This is a genomic window from Rhodopseudomonas sp. P1 (genome assembly GCF_039642825.1).
GTDB classification, from domain to species: domain Bacteria; phylum Pseudomonadota; class Alphaproteobacteria; order Rhizobiales; family Xanthobacteraceae; genus Rhodopseudomonas; species Rhodopseudomonas palustris_H.
In genome coordinates this window covers 2,792,560-2,806,440 of record NZ_CP088006.1, presented here as the reverse complement: position 1 = coordinate 2,806,440, position 13,881 = coordinate 2,792,560, and the positions used below count along the sequence as shown (strand labels likewise).

Below are 13,881 nucleotides of genomic sequence, written 5' to 3'. Positions count from 1 at the left end.
CCCGCGCGCGCGCCGAAAACAACGCGCCGCATGCGTTGGACGCCAGATGGTGGCAAATGGTTCGGGGCGGTTGTGGCGGAAGCGGATTTTTTGTATCCGGTGGTGCTATAAAGCCCCCAACGGTCCCATAGCTCAACTGGATAGAGTAGCGGATTTCTACTCCGCGGGTTGCAGGTTCGAATCCTGCTGGGATCGCCATTCTTTTCGCCAGCAGTATCCTCTTTGCGATAGACCTTCGGAGCTAAGCTGAATCATCCATTTCACTTCGCAACACTCGGCTGATCCAACCCAAACGATTTGAATTCTTTCGCTATACGGGAGCCCCGCCGGTCGGCCACGATCAATTCAAGAGACGCCTAGCACAGGCGTCGGAGAATCGGCGTCGGCGCCACGGAATGGCTAAAAGTTCGTTGCTCTCGCGTTGTCATTGCGATTGGATGAAACTTTCATTGAAGGTCATTCGCCATGCCAAAATCTTTAACACTCAGTCACGACCTCGAATTCTCAAGCATCACCGACGCCAAGAAGCACTTTGACCTATTCCGCACCGGCGGCGACCTTCAAAAAGACGTCCCGAAGGAGCAATTTGAACAGCTCAAATTGCTCTACGACGCATACTGCAAGGCGACCGATTACACCCCCAAGGGTGAAGTTGTCGCATTCTTTCCAACTATTGAAAACCGCAATGGCGGACACACACGGTGCCTTGCTGCACGGTTCTCCGATGGGACATCCCAGACATTTTCTCTCGACAAAGCATTAAGAGCGGTCGCATCGGGCGATTAGTTTATATTCATCCTACACCCGGGCACCCCAATGGCTGACGAAACTGCAAAGCCCATCAACGCCGAACACCTTCGCTACATTGAGCGAACTAGCAGCTTAATACGCGACACGCTGGACGAAATGCAGTGCCAGCCGATCTTCTTCGTAGGTTCCGGCATCTCAAAGAGGTACTTTGGCTGCCCTGGCTGGCTCGAACTACTCAATGCCATCGCTACAAGAATCGGAATCTCGGCGGACGAATTTAGCTATCTCATGCAAAAGCATGACCATGCCGCCATTGCACTAGGCCAAGAACTCCAGGAACGAGTCTTCGAATGGGCCTGGAAATCGGGAAAACCCCAATTTCCAGACACCTATTTTCGGACAGACGTCCATCGCGCCCTTTTCCTGAAACACATGGCCTGCGAAATCATATCCCAACGCATCCCAAAAGACTCCGCGATCAAGAAACTGCCCCTTCACGAAGAAATTTCTCTTCTTCAGGCAACCGCACCGCACGCCATAATCACAACCAACTATGACAGTTTTCTTGAATCTCTATTTCAAGGCTACGAAGCCATCGTCGGAGAAAAAGTTATCCGCTACAACCTAAACATGGTCGGCGAGATATTCAAAATCCACGGCAGCAGCAACGATCCTTCAACACTCGTACTAACGCATGACGATTATGAAAATTATCGAGAGAAGAAGAAGTACATCTCCGCAAAACTATTGACCTATCTCGCTGAACATCCCGTCTTCATTTTAGGATATGGATTCGGCGACCCCAACGTAACCTCAATCATTGAAGACGTCGGGGAAATCATTGGAGAAGACGACCGATTCATAAATAACATCTTCTATGTCCAATGGAACGAGTCTGTTCATGAACAAAGCTCGTTCCGCGAAGAATACGTTATTGGATCGGGAACAAAGCAATATCGAGTACGCGCAATTGAAGCGAACGAGTTTTCGTGGATTTTCAGGGCTATTGCTCAGGAGCGGCAGATAAAAGCCATCAACGTGCGAACACTTCGTGCTGTGGCATCGAGAATGTACAAGCTAATCAGAACAGACATTCCGCGACGTCAGTTTGAAGTAAATTATCAAACGCTCGAAGGGCTCATGAGCTCAGATGAGAACCTACCCAACCTGCTAGGCATCGTTCCCGCCAGCAATACAAACATGTCCCACCCACTCGTATTAACGCAAGTAGGTCAGCGACTGGGTTATCCGAGCTGGCACGGCGCGCGAAAGCTGATTGAACGAATACATTCTGAGAAGGGCGTCAACATCCTCTCCACGGACAATCGATATCACTGCGCCGTAAAATCAGGGACCGGACCTCACTCTAACGTCAGAAAATACTCTACAGAACTTGTTGAGCTCCTGAAATTGGTGAAAGCGGGCTCTCCTTACACTGTGACACTATGAACTTTGAATTTCGTAAAATTAGTTGATGTGACGAACGCCCGTCGGGCCATTGAAAGCCATCCCTGATCAGCTCACCGGCACCCGCGGCTTACGATGATGCCGGACCGCTGGGACCCTCGGCGGCGGTGGCGGTGCGGCCGGCTGCAGCGTCACCACCACCGGGTTGGGTTTGTGATCCATCGCGGCGCCGGTGGCGGCGTCGACGCCCATGCCGACCACGCCACCGAGCAGCAGATTGCCGGCAAAGCCGGCGCCGCCGCTGCCGGAGACTTCGCGGGTCAGCGGGATGATCTGCGGTTCATAGCCTTCCTTGCTGAGGCTCACAGTGATGTCGGCGTTGCGGTTGACCTCGACCACGCACGGCGTGACGCAGGAAAACGGCGCCTCGGTGCCGGACACATCGGCCTTGGCGCCCGACGGCGTGGTCGCGATCGAAATGTTCTCCGTGGTGCCGCGCGTCACCGACGCGCACCCCGACAGCAGCAACGCGGCCAGCACCGCGCCTCCCAATGACCGCATCGCAATCCCCCTGATACCGATGCTCCCAAAGCACCGCGTTCCAGGGGGAATTCAAGCCGGAGCGGGCCGCCAAAGCCGCACCTGAGACGCAGGGACAAACCTATCTGCAGGATGTCCCCACCGCGGACGATCACGGCTGAGATGCAGTCCGAATTTTACCGGCGATCCCGCTCACATGACGCGACAGCGGCCCTATGGCAGAATCGGATACCGATCTGCATTCCGGCAAGCATTCGAGATCGCGTGGACCAGTCCCAAGCCCGAGCCATTCTGCATCTGAAAGCGGAGATCGTCCGGGTCCGCTCGTTCGGCCAGTCGCACCTCTACAAGTTCTGGGCCTTCAAGGTCGACGAGATCAGCGATCCGGTGTGGACCGACGGTGCGGCGACCACCTCCACGGTGTGGCTGACGACCGATTACGGCCTGCTCGACGGGACCGGCTATCGGGACCGCCGCAAATTCCGCATCGATCCCGGCGGCCGGGTGTCGCTGATCCAGGCCAGCAGCCACGACGGCAGCATCGTCGAGGGCCGCAATGCCGGACGGCTGGCGAGCGGCGTGGCGCGCTCGGTGGCGTGGCCCGGCACCGGGCGTTGATCAGAACTGCCGGCTCTTCAAGAGATACGCCGGGATCGCCAGCCCCGCCCCGATCGCGCCGACGATCGACAGCACCCGCACGAACGCCTGCGAGGCCGCGACGATCTGCGCGGTCGAGGAGCCGGTGGTGTCGGCGGCGACCGCCATATAGCCGAGCATCGCCTGGCCGAAGAACGCGCCCGGCACCATCGGAATGCAGCCGGCCAGCGCCACCGCGTTGCAGGCCGGGCCGAGCCAGCGCAGCGCCAGGATCGCGGTGAACGAGGTGACGAACGCCGCCGCGAAGGTCGCGGCCTCCAGGCTTCCGCCGGTCTGCTGCACCACGGTGCGCACCGCCAGCGCCAGCGCCCCGGCGACCGCGCACCAGGCCAGCGTGCGCCAGCCGAAATTGAACAGCACGCCGAAGCCGGCCGCGGCCAGCGCCCCGAACGCCGCCTGATGCGCCAGATACGGCAGCATCGCGATCCAGGTCGCGCTCATGTGTGGATCCTCAGCACGAATTCGGCCAGCCACAGCCCGGTGACGGCGAACACCATGATCATGATGACGGTGACGGCGCGGGCGCTGCCCATGGTCGGATAGCCGTCCATCACGTCGGTCTGCGCGTTGGTGGACGGCACGCCCGGCACCAGCAGCAGGATCGACGCCATCATTGCCAGCTCGGTGGTCGAGCTGCCGATCAGCCGCGCGCCGAGGCCGCCGAGCGCCGCCGAGATGCAGCCGACGATCGCCGCGACTACAAACACGTTGAAGCGGCGGCCGAGCAGCAGATGGCGGACGCCCTGCCCGATGCTGGCCGCGGCCAGCACCGGCCCGAACGACAGCCAGTCGGAGCCGAGCAGCCGGCCGAACGCGGCGCAGGCGGCGCCGGTGGCGATCGCCACCAACCACGGCGGATGCCGCGGCGTGTCCTTCTGCAGCCGCTTCAGCTCGGCCTCGATCGCGTCCGGCGTCATATCGCCGCGCGAGGCGCGCTTGAGCAGCTCACGCACCGCAAAGTCGAGCCGATGGTTCACGCCGTGCGGACCGATCTGGGTCATGCGCGTGAAGCTGTGATGGCCGCGCGCCAGCGTGATCTCAAACGAGGCGTAGCCGGAGCGCATCCCGAGCACCTCGACGCCGAGCCCCTCCGCCACCATCCGTGCGCCCTCATGCACCACGCGCACCGACGCCCCGCTCTGCGCCAGCACCGCGCCGGCCTGCAGCGCCACATGCGAGATTCGCGCTAGCGAATACGGGTGAATCGGCTCGAGGTCTGCAGGATCTGGCTGAATCATCGTCATGGTCGGTGGCTATACAGATTGAAGTGGGGCGAAAGCAGGATTGGTCGGACAGCTGCGCTACATGGATACTAACCGCTTAACTAAGCGCGGTCGCATATTACCATTTGCGCTTGATCAGTGACGGGTTAACGCCGTTGGCGTTGAACGCTTCCAATTCCGCAATGCAGGTCTATGCTCATCGCGGTCTCGGCCGCTGCTTATTCGAGGAATGGGGTTGAAGATGAAGTTACCGACATTGATCGTCGCCTGCATCGCCGCCGCTGTGGTGGTGTTCGGCGTCCGCAATTTCAAGGCAGAGCCCAACCCGAACGAGGCGACCGAACAGGCGGCGGCCAGTGCGGCTGCGGTCCCGGTCAGCCCCATCAAGACGCTGACTTCGACCTCCTGCCCGTCCGACGGCTGCCCGATCTCTTGCGAAGACGACGACACCCTGCTGTCGGCGTTCTGCGTCAGCGGCACCAAGGCCCGCTTCGCCGACACGCTCAAGCTTGCGAGCGGCAAGCTGACCGCGACCTGCGGTATGGGCGCCAGCAGCATCCTGGCCTATTGCGGCCGGCAGTAACCGCGGCAACGACGGCCCGGCGCAGGCCGGGCCATCGCATCATCGGCCTTACTTGAGGCCGAGCAATTCCACATCGAAGATCAGGGTCGCGTTCGGCGGGATCACGCCGCCGGCGCCGCGCGCGCCATAGCCGAGCTCCGGCGGAATGATCAGCGTGCGCTTGCCGCCGACCTTCATGCTGGCAACACCCTCGTCCCAGCCCTTGATCACCCGGCCCATGCCGATCGGAAACTCGAACGGCTCGTTGCGGTCGACCGAGGAGTCGAACTTGCGGGTCTTGGCGCCGTTCTCGTACAGCCAGCCGGTGTAGTGCATCACACAGATCTGGCCGCGCGCCGGCGACGCGCCGGTGCCGACCTGGGTGTCGACGATCTGGAGGCCCGACGGCGTGGTCACGGCTTTGACGGATTCGGACATGGCGGGGGTGCTCGACATCAGGGCCGCGGCGGGAGACAGCGCAACGACGGCCAAAGCCAGCACAGCGCCGGCGGGAAAAGCGAAACGCATCGGATTGTCCTTTGGGAAGATCGACGTCGGTCGCGGTGAGGCCCGGTTGTAGCCGCTCGGCGCCGATCCGACAACCAAGCGCGCCACGGCCGCCTGCCGGCCGGCCTCCCCGCCCCGTCACCCCAGCCATCGCGGCCCCGCAGCGAGCCGGGCCGCGATCGTACGGCTCAGTCCCCCGCGAACAATGACGGCCCGAACTTGTAGTTCACCCCGAGCGACACCGTCTGCAGCCTGTTGCTCTGCGGCGCCAGATTGACGCCGTCCAAAGCCGGCGTCACCGACGTCGCGAACACCGGAGATGCGCCGAAGTCGAAGTACTTGTATTCGAGCGCCATCGACCAAGACGGCGCCAGCGCGTATTCGAGACCGCCGCCGATCGTCCAACCCCAATTGGTGCTGGTGTACGCCAGCGTCGTGCCGCCGACACCGACGGTGTTGAACTGATCCTGCTGGCGATCCCACGCCGCGCCGCCCTTGACGTAGAGCAGCGTGCGATCGATCGCGTAACCGCCCCGCGCCGTCAAAGCGCCGATCGCGTCGATCTTGCTGCCGCAGTCGAAGCCCGCCACCACAGGATCGGGATACGCGCCGAAGCAGGTGTTGGTGCCGCGGATATTCGCCCAGTTGGCCGAAGCTTCGACACCGGCGACGAGATGCCCGAACTGGTAATTCGCGCCGATCTGGCCGCCGAGCAGCGCGCCGCCGAGGTCGACCCGATCACCCGTCGTCGGAGTCGGGAACGGGTCCGCATAGGTGGTGCGGCCCCAGCCCGCGCCGACGCTGGCGCCGACATAGAGGCCGGTCCAATTGACGGATGCGATCCGCGGCGGCGCCTTGGTGATGCCGGCGGCCGAAGTCTCTGCCGCATCGACATCGCCGAACTTGTACGAGGTCTGCACGAAGCCGCCGTAGCGTTCGGCATAGAACTGCATCGGCGAGGTCGTCGCCTCTCTCGGGAAGATCGTGCTTGCGCTGTCGGTCGCGAAGTACCAATAGCGGCCGCCGACGCCGACGCTGAAACGATCGGTGACGGCGTAGGACAGGATCGCTTCGAATTGCGTGCCCCAGCCGTGGCCGACCTCCGACTGCGGATTGATGTCGGCGCGGAACCAATGATTGTCGAAGCCGGCGCGATTGACGTACGGCAGATAGGCCGCATCCACCTCCAGCCGCAGCCGTTCGGTCAGCGGCGCGCGAACGTTGAGGCCGAGCGCGACGCCGCGCCAGGACTCGGTCTCGCTCAGACCGACGAAGTTGGTGGGAAACGGGACGCCACAGGTGTCGAAATCGGTCGCGATCTGCCGACAGCCGAAGCCGTTGCCGGTCTGGTAGAACGAACGATAACCGACGAAGCCACCGAGCTTACGGCCGCCATCGTTGATGAAATTGTAGCCGATGTCGGCGCTGCCGAAGGCCAAGCGGCCGTCGCGCATCTCCGAGATCGTGTTCGAGTAATTCACTTCGCTCGGGAAGTCTTCGTCGTTGAGCTGACCGCTCACGAGATGGCCGAGACCGAGATTGGCCTTGGCGAACAGACCCGAGGCGTGATCGACGCGCACGAAGGCTTCGAGCGAATGTCCGGTCTGATCGCCGTAGATCAGCCGCGAATTCAATCGGCTCGGCTGGACATTGTCGTTCAGATCCTTCTGCATTCGCCCCGAGCTGCCCCAATACCGGGTGCCGGCCTCGATCTGCCAGCCGAGCGGCAGCGCGGCGGCTTTGACGAACAGCGGCACGTCGCTGCCAGCGCCAAGCGTCGGTGCGCCGGAGCCGAGCCGATAGTTGAGGCCAGCCTTGACCAGATCGAGCTTCTGCTTGAAGCCGACCTCGGAAGCATTGCCGAACTGATCGACGTAAGCGGTGTCTTTGGTGCCGAAATCGACGTGGTTGTACTCCACGAAGGCCGACAGGTTCGGGCTCAGCGCGTATTCCAGGCCGGTACCGGTGACCCAGCCCCAGCGCGTGCCGCTTTCGGTGAAGCGGCTGGCGCTGCCTGCGCGCTGCACGTCGCTGCTGCCGGTTGCCCACGCCGCACCGGCCTTGCCGTAAATCAACAGATTTCCCCAAGTCTGGCCGAGCCGACCGGTGATGGTGCCGAGCGACGACAGCTCGTTGTGGCAGGTGAAATTTCTCCGTGTCCCGATGTCGGTGGCGCATTTGGCGTAGCCGCCGATATCCGCTGCGGCGGCGGACGCTTCAACGCCGGCGACCCAGCGGCCGACTTGATAGTTCGCGCCGATCTGACCGCCGCCGAACAGACCCGAACTGTCCCCGCGCCCGGGGAACCCGCCCGACGTCGATGCGGCGAGCAGCGCGCCCGTTGCCGACTCCCAGTCGTTGCTACCGAAGCCGCCGCCGGCATGGACACCGAGATAGATGCCGGTCCAGCTCCACTGCGGCAGCGGAACTCCCGGGAGCGGCGCCGCGCTGACCGAGGCCGCGCCGAGCCGGTAGTTGAGGCCGACCTTCACCAGGTGCGCGGTCTGGCCGATCGACACGTTCGATACATCACCGAACTGATCGGCCATCGTCAGTGAGCGATTGCCGAAATCCGCGTAGTTGTACTCGATCTTGCCCGACAGGCCCGGCAGGAAGGCATATTCGACGCCGGCGCCGAGCAGCCATCCGGTGCGCGTCTCAGACTCTTCGAGCACATTGACGAAGTTGCCGCTGACCATCCGGCGATTGACATCAGCCCAGGCGGCGCCGGCCTTGCCGTAGAACAGTAAATCGCCTGCGGCGTAGCCGAAGCGCGCGGCGAGCGTCCACAGTTCATCGATCCGGCTGGTGCAGGCATAGGTGCCGCGCAGGCATCGTGCCAGGCCGTTGATGGAACCGAAGCTGGCGTCGCCTTCGATGCCGAGCACGTAATTGCCGAACTGGGCGTTGTAGCCGCCCTGAATGCCGGCGATCACATTGCCGCTCACGCCATGACCGTAGAAGGCCTCTCCAGCCAGCGCGGCACCGCCGCCCGAGATGCTGTTCCAGGCGCTATCCGACGCGGCGGCGCCGACGTGGCTGCCGACGTAGAAGCCGGTCCAGTTCGTGACGGCAACTGCTGATGACGGAAACGGAGCAGCCGGCAGATCGGCAGCGTGCACGCCGCTGCATCCAACGGCCACGATCGCCCACACACTCAGCCACGCTGGAACCTGCTTCATCCTGTCCCCCTCGCTCGAAAAGCGCACCACCCAGTCCAGGGCAAACATGATTCTGTCAGGGAACTCTACGGTCACGCGCGCATGGAGACTGAGCAGAACACAACAAAGTTCCGCAGCCGTACGCTGACGCGCAAAACTCAGCGAAGGTTGTGAGCGCAGCCGATCTCAGTACACTTAGGAAAGGTACGGGGCAGCACGATGCGGAACGGGATGTACTCAATTCACATCCGGATGCTCGACGGCATCCGCGCCCGTTCGAACGGCGTGATCCTGCTGCGCGATGGCCGGCTGCTCGGCGGCGATCCGTATTTCTTCACCACCGGCCACTACACCGTCGCCGACGGCCGCTGGAAAGGCGAGCTGCTGACACGGCAGCACACACCTTACAGCGAGACGCCGGGGCGACCGCTATTCTCCGGACATGACGTGACGACCGGGTTCTCCGGCAGCTTCGTTGATGATGAGTCCGAGGTGTTCGGCACGTCGCTGATCGGCAGCCGCAGCGTCAGCTTTCGCGCCACGCTGCGGCTGCTGGTGACGGACTAAGCGGACGACGAACGTTCGTCGCCCTCGTCGCGGGCGATGCGGACTACTTCTTCATCTGGTCCTTGGACATGCCGTCTTTGGACATGGCATCCTTCTTCATGCCGTCCTTCGCCATCGTGTCTTTCTTCATGCCGTCCTTGCTCATCGAGTCCTTGGCCATGGAGTCGTGAGCCATGCCGTCCTTCTTCTCCATCTTGTCCATTGCGTAGGCGGCCGGCGCCATCGCCAGGCTGGAGGAGAACGCGGCGACCATCAGGGCGAGAACGATGCGGGTGCGGGTCATGTGATGTGATCCTTGTCGAAATCGATCGGCGCGGCGACTGCCGCCCTCTTGCTCGACGGATCGGGAACCCGGCTTGTTACGTCGCGCCGAAATAATTCTCGGTCGCAGCTATCTGGGGCAACGGTGGTTCGGCACCGCAACAACACCCGCGCCGCACTGCAACTAACAAAACCGGTCGCAATCGGCCCGATCGCCGCGTCTCGCCTTGACCGCTCAGCGAGCAATGCTTTAGCGATTCAGACAACAGAAAATGATCGGGAGAGAAACGATGCTGTCACGCCGCCACCTCCTCGTCTCCGCACTGGCAGCGCCCGCCGTCCTGAAATACGGGATCGGATCGGCGCAGGCGGCAACGACGCTGAAGATCTCGCATCAGTTTCCCGGCGGCACCATCGACAAAGGCGACTTCCGCGACCGGCTGTGCCGCAAGTTTGCCGAGGAAATCAGCAAGCGCTCCGGCGGCGAACTGGTCGGCGAAGTCTATCCCGGCTCGTCGCTGATCAAGACCAACGCGCAGTTCTCGGCGATGCGCAAAGGCGCGCTCGACCTGTCGCTATATCCAATGCCCTATGCCGGCGGCGAAGTCCCGGAGACCAATATCGGCCTGATGCCGGGACTGGTCTCGACCTATGAGCAAGGCCTGTCGTGGAAGACCAAGCCGGTCGGCAAGGCGCTGACCGATTTCCTCGCCGACAAGGGCATCGTGCTGGTCACCTGGGTGTGGCAGGCCGGCGGCGTCGCCAGCCGCTCCAAGGCGCTGCTGTCGCCCGACGATGCCAAGGGCCTCAAGGTTCGCGGCGGCTCGCGCGAGATGGACATGGTGTTGCAGCAGGCCGGCGCCGCGGTGCTGTCGGTGCCGTCCAACGAAATCTACGCCGCGATGCAGACCGGCGCCTGCGATGCCGGCATCACCTCGTCCACCAGCCTGATCTCGTTCCGCCTCGAAGAAGTCGCCAAGCATCTGACCTCGGGCGCCGACGCCTCGTACTGGTTCATGCTCGAGCCCCTGATGATGTCGAAGGCAATCTTCGACAAGCTGCCGAAGAACCATCAGGACATCATCCTATCGGTCGGCGCCGAGCTCGAAGCGTTCGGCAAGCAAGGCGCCCAGGCCGACGATATCGAAGTCGCCAAGGTGTACGAGAAGGCAGGCGCCAAGGTCGACAAGCTCGACGCCGCCACGGTCGAGAAGTGGGCAGCGATCGCGCGCGACACCGCGTGGAAGGACTACGGCAAGAAGACCGCGACCTGCGCCAGCCTGCTCAAGCTCGCGACCGACGCGGCATGATGCACGGACCCGTGCCGGGCCAGCCGGATCCGACCAGCGCCGCGCAGCGCGAGACCGGCGGCCCGCTCGGCCACGCACTGGCGCTGGTCAACCGCGCGATCCTGGTGCTGGCGGCGATCGCACTGGTGGTCGCCTGCGGCATCCTCAGCTACAGCGTGGCGGTGCGCAGCCTGTTCCACAGCGCGACCTACTGGCAGGACGAGGCCGCGGTGTTCCTGCTGGTCGGCGCCACCTTCCTGACCGCCGCCTTCGTGCAGAGCCAGCGCGGCCATATCGGCATCGAGGCGTTCACCGGCCTGCTGCCGCCGGCGGTGAACCGCATCCGGCTGCTGCTGGTCGACATCGCCAGCCTCGCCTTCTGCGGCTTCTTCGCCTGGAAATCCTGGACGCTGACGCATGAGGCCTATGTCGACGGCCAGGTTTCGAATTCGATCTGGTCGCCGCCGCTCGCCATCCCCTACGCGCTGATGGCCGCCGGCATGACGCTGCTGTGCCTGCAGATCGCGGTGCAGATCGTGAACTCCTTCGGCAGGACGAAGCGCGCGTGACAGTCCTCGGTATTGGTATCAGCTACGGCCTCGCCACGCTGGCGGCGATGTTCTCCGGCATGCCGATCGCATTTGCGCTCGGCGCCGTCGCGCTGGTGTTCATGGCGATCTACATGCCGCACGCCTCGCTCGATACGGTGACGCAGAACGTCTACGAGGAGATGGCGTCGATCACGCTGCTGTCGATCCCGCTGTTCATCCTCAAGGGCGCGGCGATCGGCAAATCCCGCGCCGGCCAGGATTTGTACTCCGCTCTGCATGCCTGGCTGCATCGCGTGCCGGGCGGGCTCGGCGTCGCCAACGTTTTCGCCTGCGCGCTGTTCGCCGCGATGGCCGGCTCGTCGCCAGCGACGTGTTCGGCGATCGGTTCGGCCGGCATCCCCGAGATGCGCAAACGCGGTTATTCCGGCGGCTTCGCAGCCGGGATCATTGCAGCCGGCGGCACGCTCGGCATCCTGTTGCCGCCGTCGATCACCATGATCCTGTTCGCAGTCGCCGCCGAGAAGTCGCTCGGCCGGCTGTTCCTCGCCGGCATCGGCCCGGGCCTGCTGCTGGTGGGGCTGTTCGGCCTGTATGCGGTGGTTCGCTTCCGCCGCGAATACGCGCTCGCCAAAGAGTTGTACGACCAGACCGGACAGACCTCGCCGATCCTCACCCGCGAGACCTACACCATGGCGCAGCGCTTCGGCGCGCTGCCGCGGGTGCTGCCGTTCGTCATCCTGCTCACCGGCGTGATGATCGCGCTGTACGGCGGCTACGCGACACCGTCGGAAACCGCAGGCCTCGGCGGCCTGCTGGCGCTGCTGCTGATCGCGCTGATCTATGGGGTGTGGAAGCCTTCCGACCTGTCGCCGATCATGACCTCCACCGTGCGCGAGTCGACCATGCTGATGATGATCATCGGCATGTCGCTGCTGTACTCCTACGTGATGAGCTATCTGCACATCTCGCAGTCGGCCGCCGAAGCCATCGTGGCGATGCAGCTGCCGCGCTGGGGGCTGCTGGTGGCGATCCTGGCGCTGGTGGTGGTGCTCGGCTTTTTCCTGCCGCCGGTGTCGATCATCCTGATGACGGCGCCGATCATCCTGCCGCCGCTGCGCGCCGCCGGCTTCGACATCATCTGGTTCGGGGTGGTGATGACCATCGTGATGGAGATGGGTCTGATCCATCCGCCGGTCGGCCTCAACATCTTCGTCATCCGCAACGTCGCCCCCGACATCCCGCTGTCCGAGGTGATCTGGGGCACGCTGCCGTTCGTGCTGCTGATGATGCTGGCGGTGCTGCTGCTGTGCCTGGTGCCCGGCATCTCGACCTGGCTGCCGGATCTGGTGATGGGTCCGGAGAGCGTCAGATAATTCTCTGGATGGATTCGGCGCACTCACGCCGCAACCCACCGCCCCCTCGCCGCATCAGAAACAAGATGGTGGGTTACGCGCCGACGGCGCTAACCCACCCTGCCGGTCACTACCACGTGACGTAGAAGTCGCCGCGATTACCCATATTCAAAGCCAGGGCTTTGCCGCCATCGATCGCCGCCTTGGTATCACCGGTCGGCTTCACGCTGGTCGACCCCATCGTCCCGCCGCCACCGGCGTCGGCAAAATGAACCGCCCACGACTGCATGTTGAGGTCAGGCACGTCGGACGCCTTCTGGAATTTGAGCGTGCCGTTCTGCAGCGCGTCGCTGAGCGACTGCGCCTGCTCGGTCATGCCCTTGTCCTGAAGCGCGGTGATGTGACTGGCGATGGCCGAGTGCGTTGCAAAGACGAACATGACGTCGTCGGACACCACCTGGCCTTCGGTCGAGCTCGCGAACTGGCCGCCGTTCTTGGCCAGATCCTGCATCGCTTGCGCGTTGTTGTAGAGCTTGGCGCCGGCTTCCAGGATGGCGATGTTGTCCGCGTTGCCCTGTTGCTGCCAGAGCGGCGTGCCCGACAGCACGCTGTCCCCCGCACTGGTTTGGTCCTTCGAACCTTTCAGCCCGTTTCCGAGATCGTGAATTTGATCGAAGATCGATTTGTTATTGGACGATGCTTTGTCGGACTGAGCCGAGCCCTTGTTGCTGGACCTGAAGGCATCGACCTGGGCCGCGAGTTTCTTGGCCGCGGCCTGATCGGACGCGTTCCTCGCCAGCATTGCCTTGGCGTTGTCTGACAGATCCACGATCGTCGCGGGACCGGACCGCGAAGACGCCGCTGCATTCGGAGCCGCAAAGCTCCCGCTGCTGAGCCCGGCAATGACGCTGTCGCTGGTGGCGTTCTGCACGCCGATCACGGTCTTGATCGCCGAAAGGTCCGGAAGCGTGGGAGCGATCGTCGTCATGATGGGCCTCCCTGGCCGCGCCGCTGACCCGGTAGATGAAACGGGGTCGAGTCGCCAAATTCGAGT

At 63.1% G+C, this 13,881-nt stretch carries 15 protein-coding genes and 1 tRNA gene; 9 read left to right on the top strand and 7 right to left on the bottom strand.

Annotated elements, in window-relative coordinates:
- Positions 1 to 121 precede the first annotated feature (121 nt).
- The 3 genes from LRC39_RS13015 to LRC39_RS13005 all read left to right on the top strand — a co-directional run bounded on the left by LRC39_RS13015 (position 122) and on the right by LRC39_RS13005 (position 2,199).
- Positions 122 to 198: transfer RNA gene (locus tag LRC39_RS13015), tRNA-Arg, on the top strand.
- Positions 199 to 465: 267 nt separating this feature from the next.
- Positions 466 to 786: a hypothetical protein gene (locus LRC39_RS13010; protein WP_346294587.1), complete on the top strand. Its 321-nt coding sequence runs from the start codon at positions 466 to 468 to the stop codon at positions 784 to 786.
- Positions 787 to 816: 30 nt separating this feature from the next.
- On the top strand, positions 817 to 2,199 hold the full coding sequence (locus LRC39_RS13005) for an SIR2 family protein (protein WP_346294586.1): 1,383 nt from the start codon (positions 817 to 819) through the stop codon (positions 2,197 to 2,199).
- A gap of 66 nt (positions 2,200 to 2,265) precedes the next feature.
- Here LRC39_RS13005 and LRC39_RS13000 read toward each other — a convergent pair whose 3' ends face one another.
- A complete protein-coding gene (locus tag LRC39_RS13000; protein ID WP_346294585.1) occupies positions 2,266 to 2,718 on the bottom strand; it encodes a translation initiation factor 2 in 453 nt (150 codons plus the stop codon).
- A gap of 243 nt (positions 2,719 to 2,961) precedes the next feature.
- Here LRC39_RS13000 and LRC39_RS12995 point away from each other — a divergent pair, with 243 nt between their 5' ends.
- Complete coding sequence (locus LRC39_RS12995; RefSeq protein ID WP_119018581.1) at positions 2,962 to 3,315, top strand: hypothetical protein; 354 nt, start codon at positions 2,962 to 2,964, stop codon at positions 3,313 to 3,315.
- Here LRC39_RS12995 and LRC39_RS12990 read toward each other — a convergent pair whose 3' ends face one another.
- Both LRC39_RS12990 and LRC39_RS12985 read right to left on the bottom strand, forming a co-directional pair.
- Positions 3,316 to 3,795, bottom strand: coding sequence for a threonine/serine exporter family protein (locus LRC39_RS12990; RefSeq protein ID WP_012496005.1), 480 nt, complete (start codon positions 3,793 to 3,795; stop codon positions 3,316 to 3,318).
- Complete coding sequence (locus tag LRC39_RS12985; RefSeq protein ID WP_346294584.1) at positions 3,792 to 4,598, bottom strand: threonine/serine exporter family protein; 807 nt, start codon at positions 4,596 to 4,598, stop codon at positions 3,792 to 3,794. The genes LRC39_RS12990 and LRC39_RS12985 overlap by 4 nt, the downstream gene beginning before the upstream one ends.
- Positions 4,599 to 4,818: 220 nt before the next feature.
- Here LRC39_RS12985 and LRC39_RS12980 point away from each other — a divergent pair, with 220 nt between their 5' ends.
- Positions 4,819 to 5,160 carry a hypothetical protein gene (locus LRC39_RS12980; RefSeq protein WP_107346591.1) on the top strand — a complete coding sequence of 114 codons (342 nt, stop codon included), beginning with the start codon at positions 4,819 to 4,821 and terminating at the stop codon, positions 5,158 to 5,160.
- A 48-nt stretch (positions 5,161 to 5,208) separates the two neighbouring features.
- On the opposite strand, the gene LRC39_RS12975 is transcribed toward LRC39_RS12980, so the two are convergent.
- Together LRC39_RS12975 and LRC39_RS12970 are read right to left on the bottom strand one after the other, a co-directional pair.
- A complete protein-coding gene (locus LRC39_RS12975) occupies positions 5,209 to 5,667 on the bottom strand; it encodes an FKBP-type peptidyl-prolyl cis-trans isomerase (protein WP_107344532.1) in 459 nt (152 codons plus the stop codon).
- A 167-nt stretch (positions 5,668 to 5,834) separates the two neighbouring features.
- Complete coding sequence (locus LRC39_RS12970) at positions 5,835 to 8,828, bottom strand: outer membrane protein (RefSeq protein ID WP_346294583.1); 2,994 nt, start codon at positions 8,826 to 8,828, stop codon at positions 5,835 to 5,837.
- A gap of 198 nt (positions 8,829 to 9,026) precedes the next feature.
- Here LRC39_RS12970 and LRC39_RS12965 point away from each other — a divergent pair, with 198 nt between their 5' ends.
- Positions 9,027 to 9,374, top strand: a complete 348-nt coding sequence (locus tag LRC39_RS12965) for a GrlR family regulatory protein (protein WP_107355639.1) — start codon at positions 9,027 to 9,029, stop codon at positions 9,372 to 9,374.
- A 43-nt stretch (positions 9,375 to 9,417) separates the two neighbouring features.
- On the opposite strand, the gene LRC39_RS12960 is transcribed toward LRC39_RS12965, so the two are convergent.
- Positions 9,418 to 9,657, bottom strand: coding sequence for a pentapeptide MXKDX repeat protein (locus LRC39_RS12960; protein ID WP_164572914.1), 240 nt, complete (start codon positions 9,655 to 9,657; stop codon positions 9,418 to 9,420).
- A 268-nt stretch (positions 9,658 to 9,925) separates the two neighbouring features.
- Between LRC39_RS12960 and dctP the strand changes: the two genes are divergently transcribed.
- The 3 genes from dctP to LRC39_RS12945 are packed head-to-tail and all read left to right on the top strand — an operon-like array spanning position 9,926 to position 12,848.
- Positions 9,926 to 10,945 (top strand): TRAP transporter substrate-binding protein DctP, encoded by a 1,020-nt coding sequence (gene dctP / locus LRC39_RS12955; protein ID WP_107344528.1) that lies wholly within the window; start codon positions 9,926 to 9,928, stop codon positions 10,943 to 10,945.
- Positions 10,942 to 11,493 carry a TRAP transporter small permease gene (locus LRC39_RS12950; RefSeq protein ID WP_107355637.1) on the top strand — a complete coding sequence of 184 codons (552 nt, stop codon included), beginning with the start codon at positions 10,942 to 10,944 and terminating at the stop codon, positions 11,491 to 11,493. The genes dctP and LRC39_RS12950 overlap by 4 nt, the downstream gene beginning before the upstream one ends.
- Positions 11,490 to 12,848 (top strand): TRAP transporter large permease, encoded by a 1,359-nt coding sequence (locus LRC39_RS12945; protein ID WP_346294582.1) that lies wholly within the window; start codon positions 11,490 to 11,492, stop codon positions 12,846 to 12,848. Before LRC39_RS12950 ends, LRC39_RS12945 begins: the two co-directional genes overlap by 4 nt.
- Before the next feature lie 109 nt (positions 12,849 to 12,957).
- Here the strand turns inward: LRC39_RS12945 and LRC39_RS12940 are convergent, their stop codons facing one another.
- Entirely contained in the window at positions 12,958 to 13,767 is an 810-nt protein-coding gene (locus LRC39_RS12940; protein WP_346294581.1) for a hypothetical protein, read from the bottom strand.
- Positions 13,768 to 13,881 lie beyond the last annotated feature (114 nt).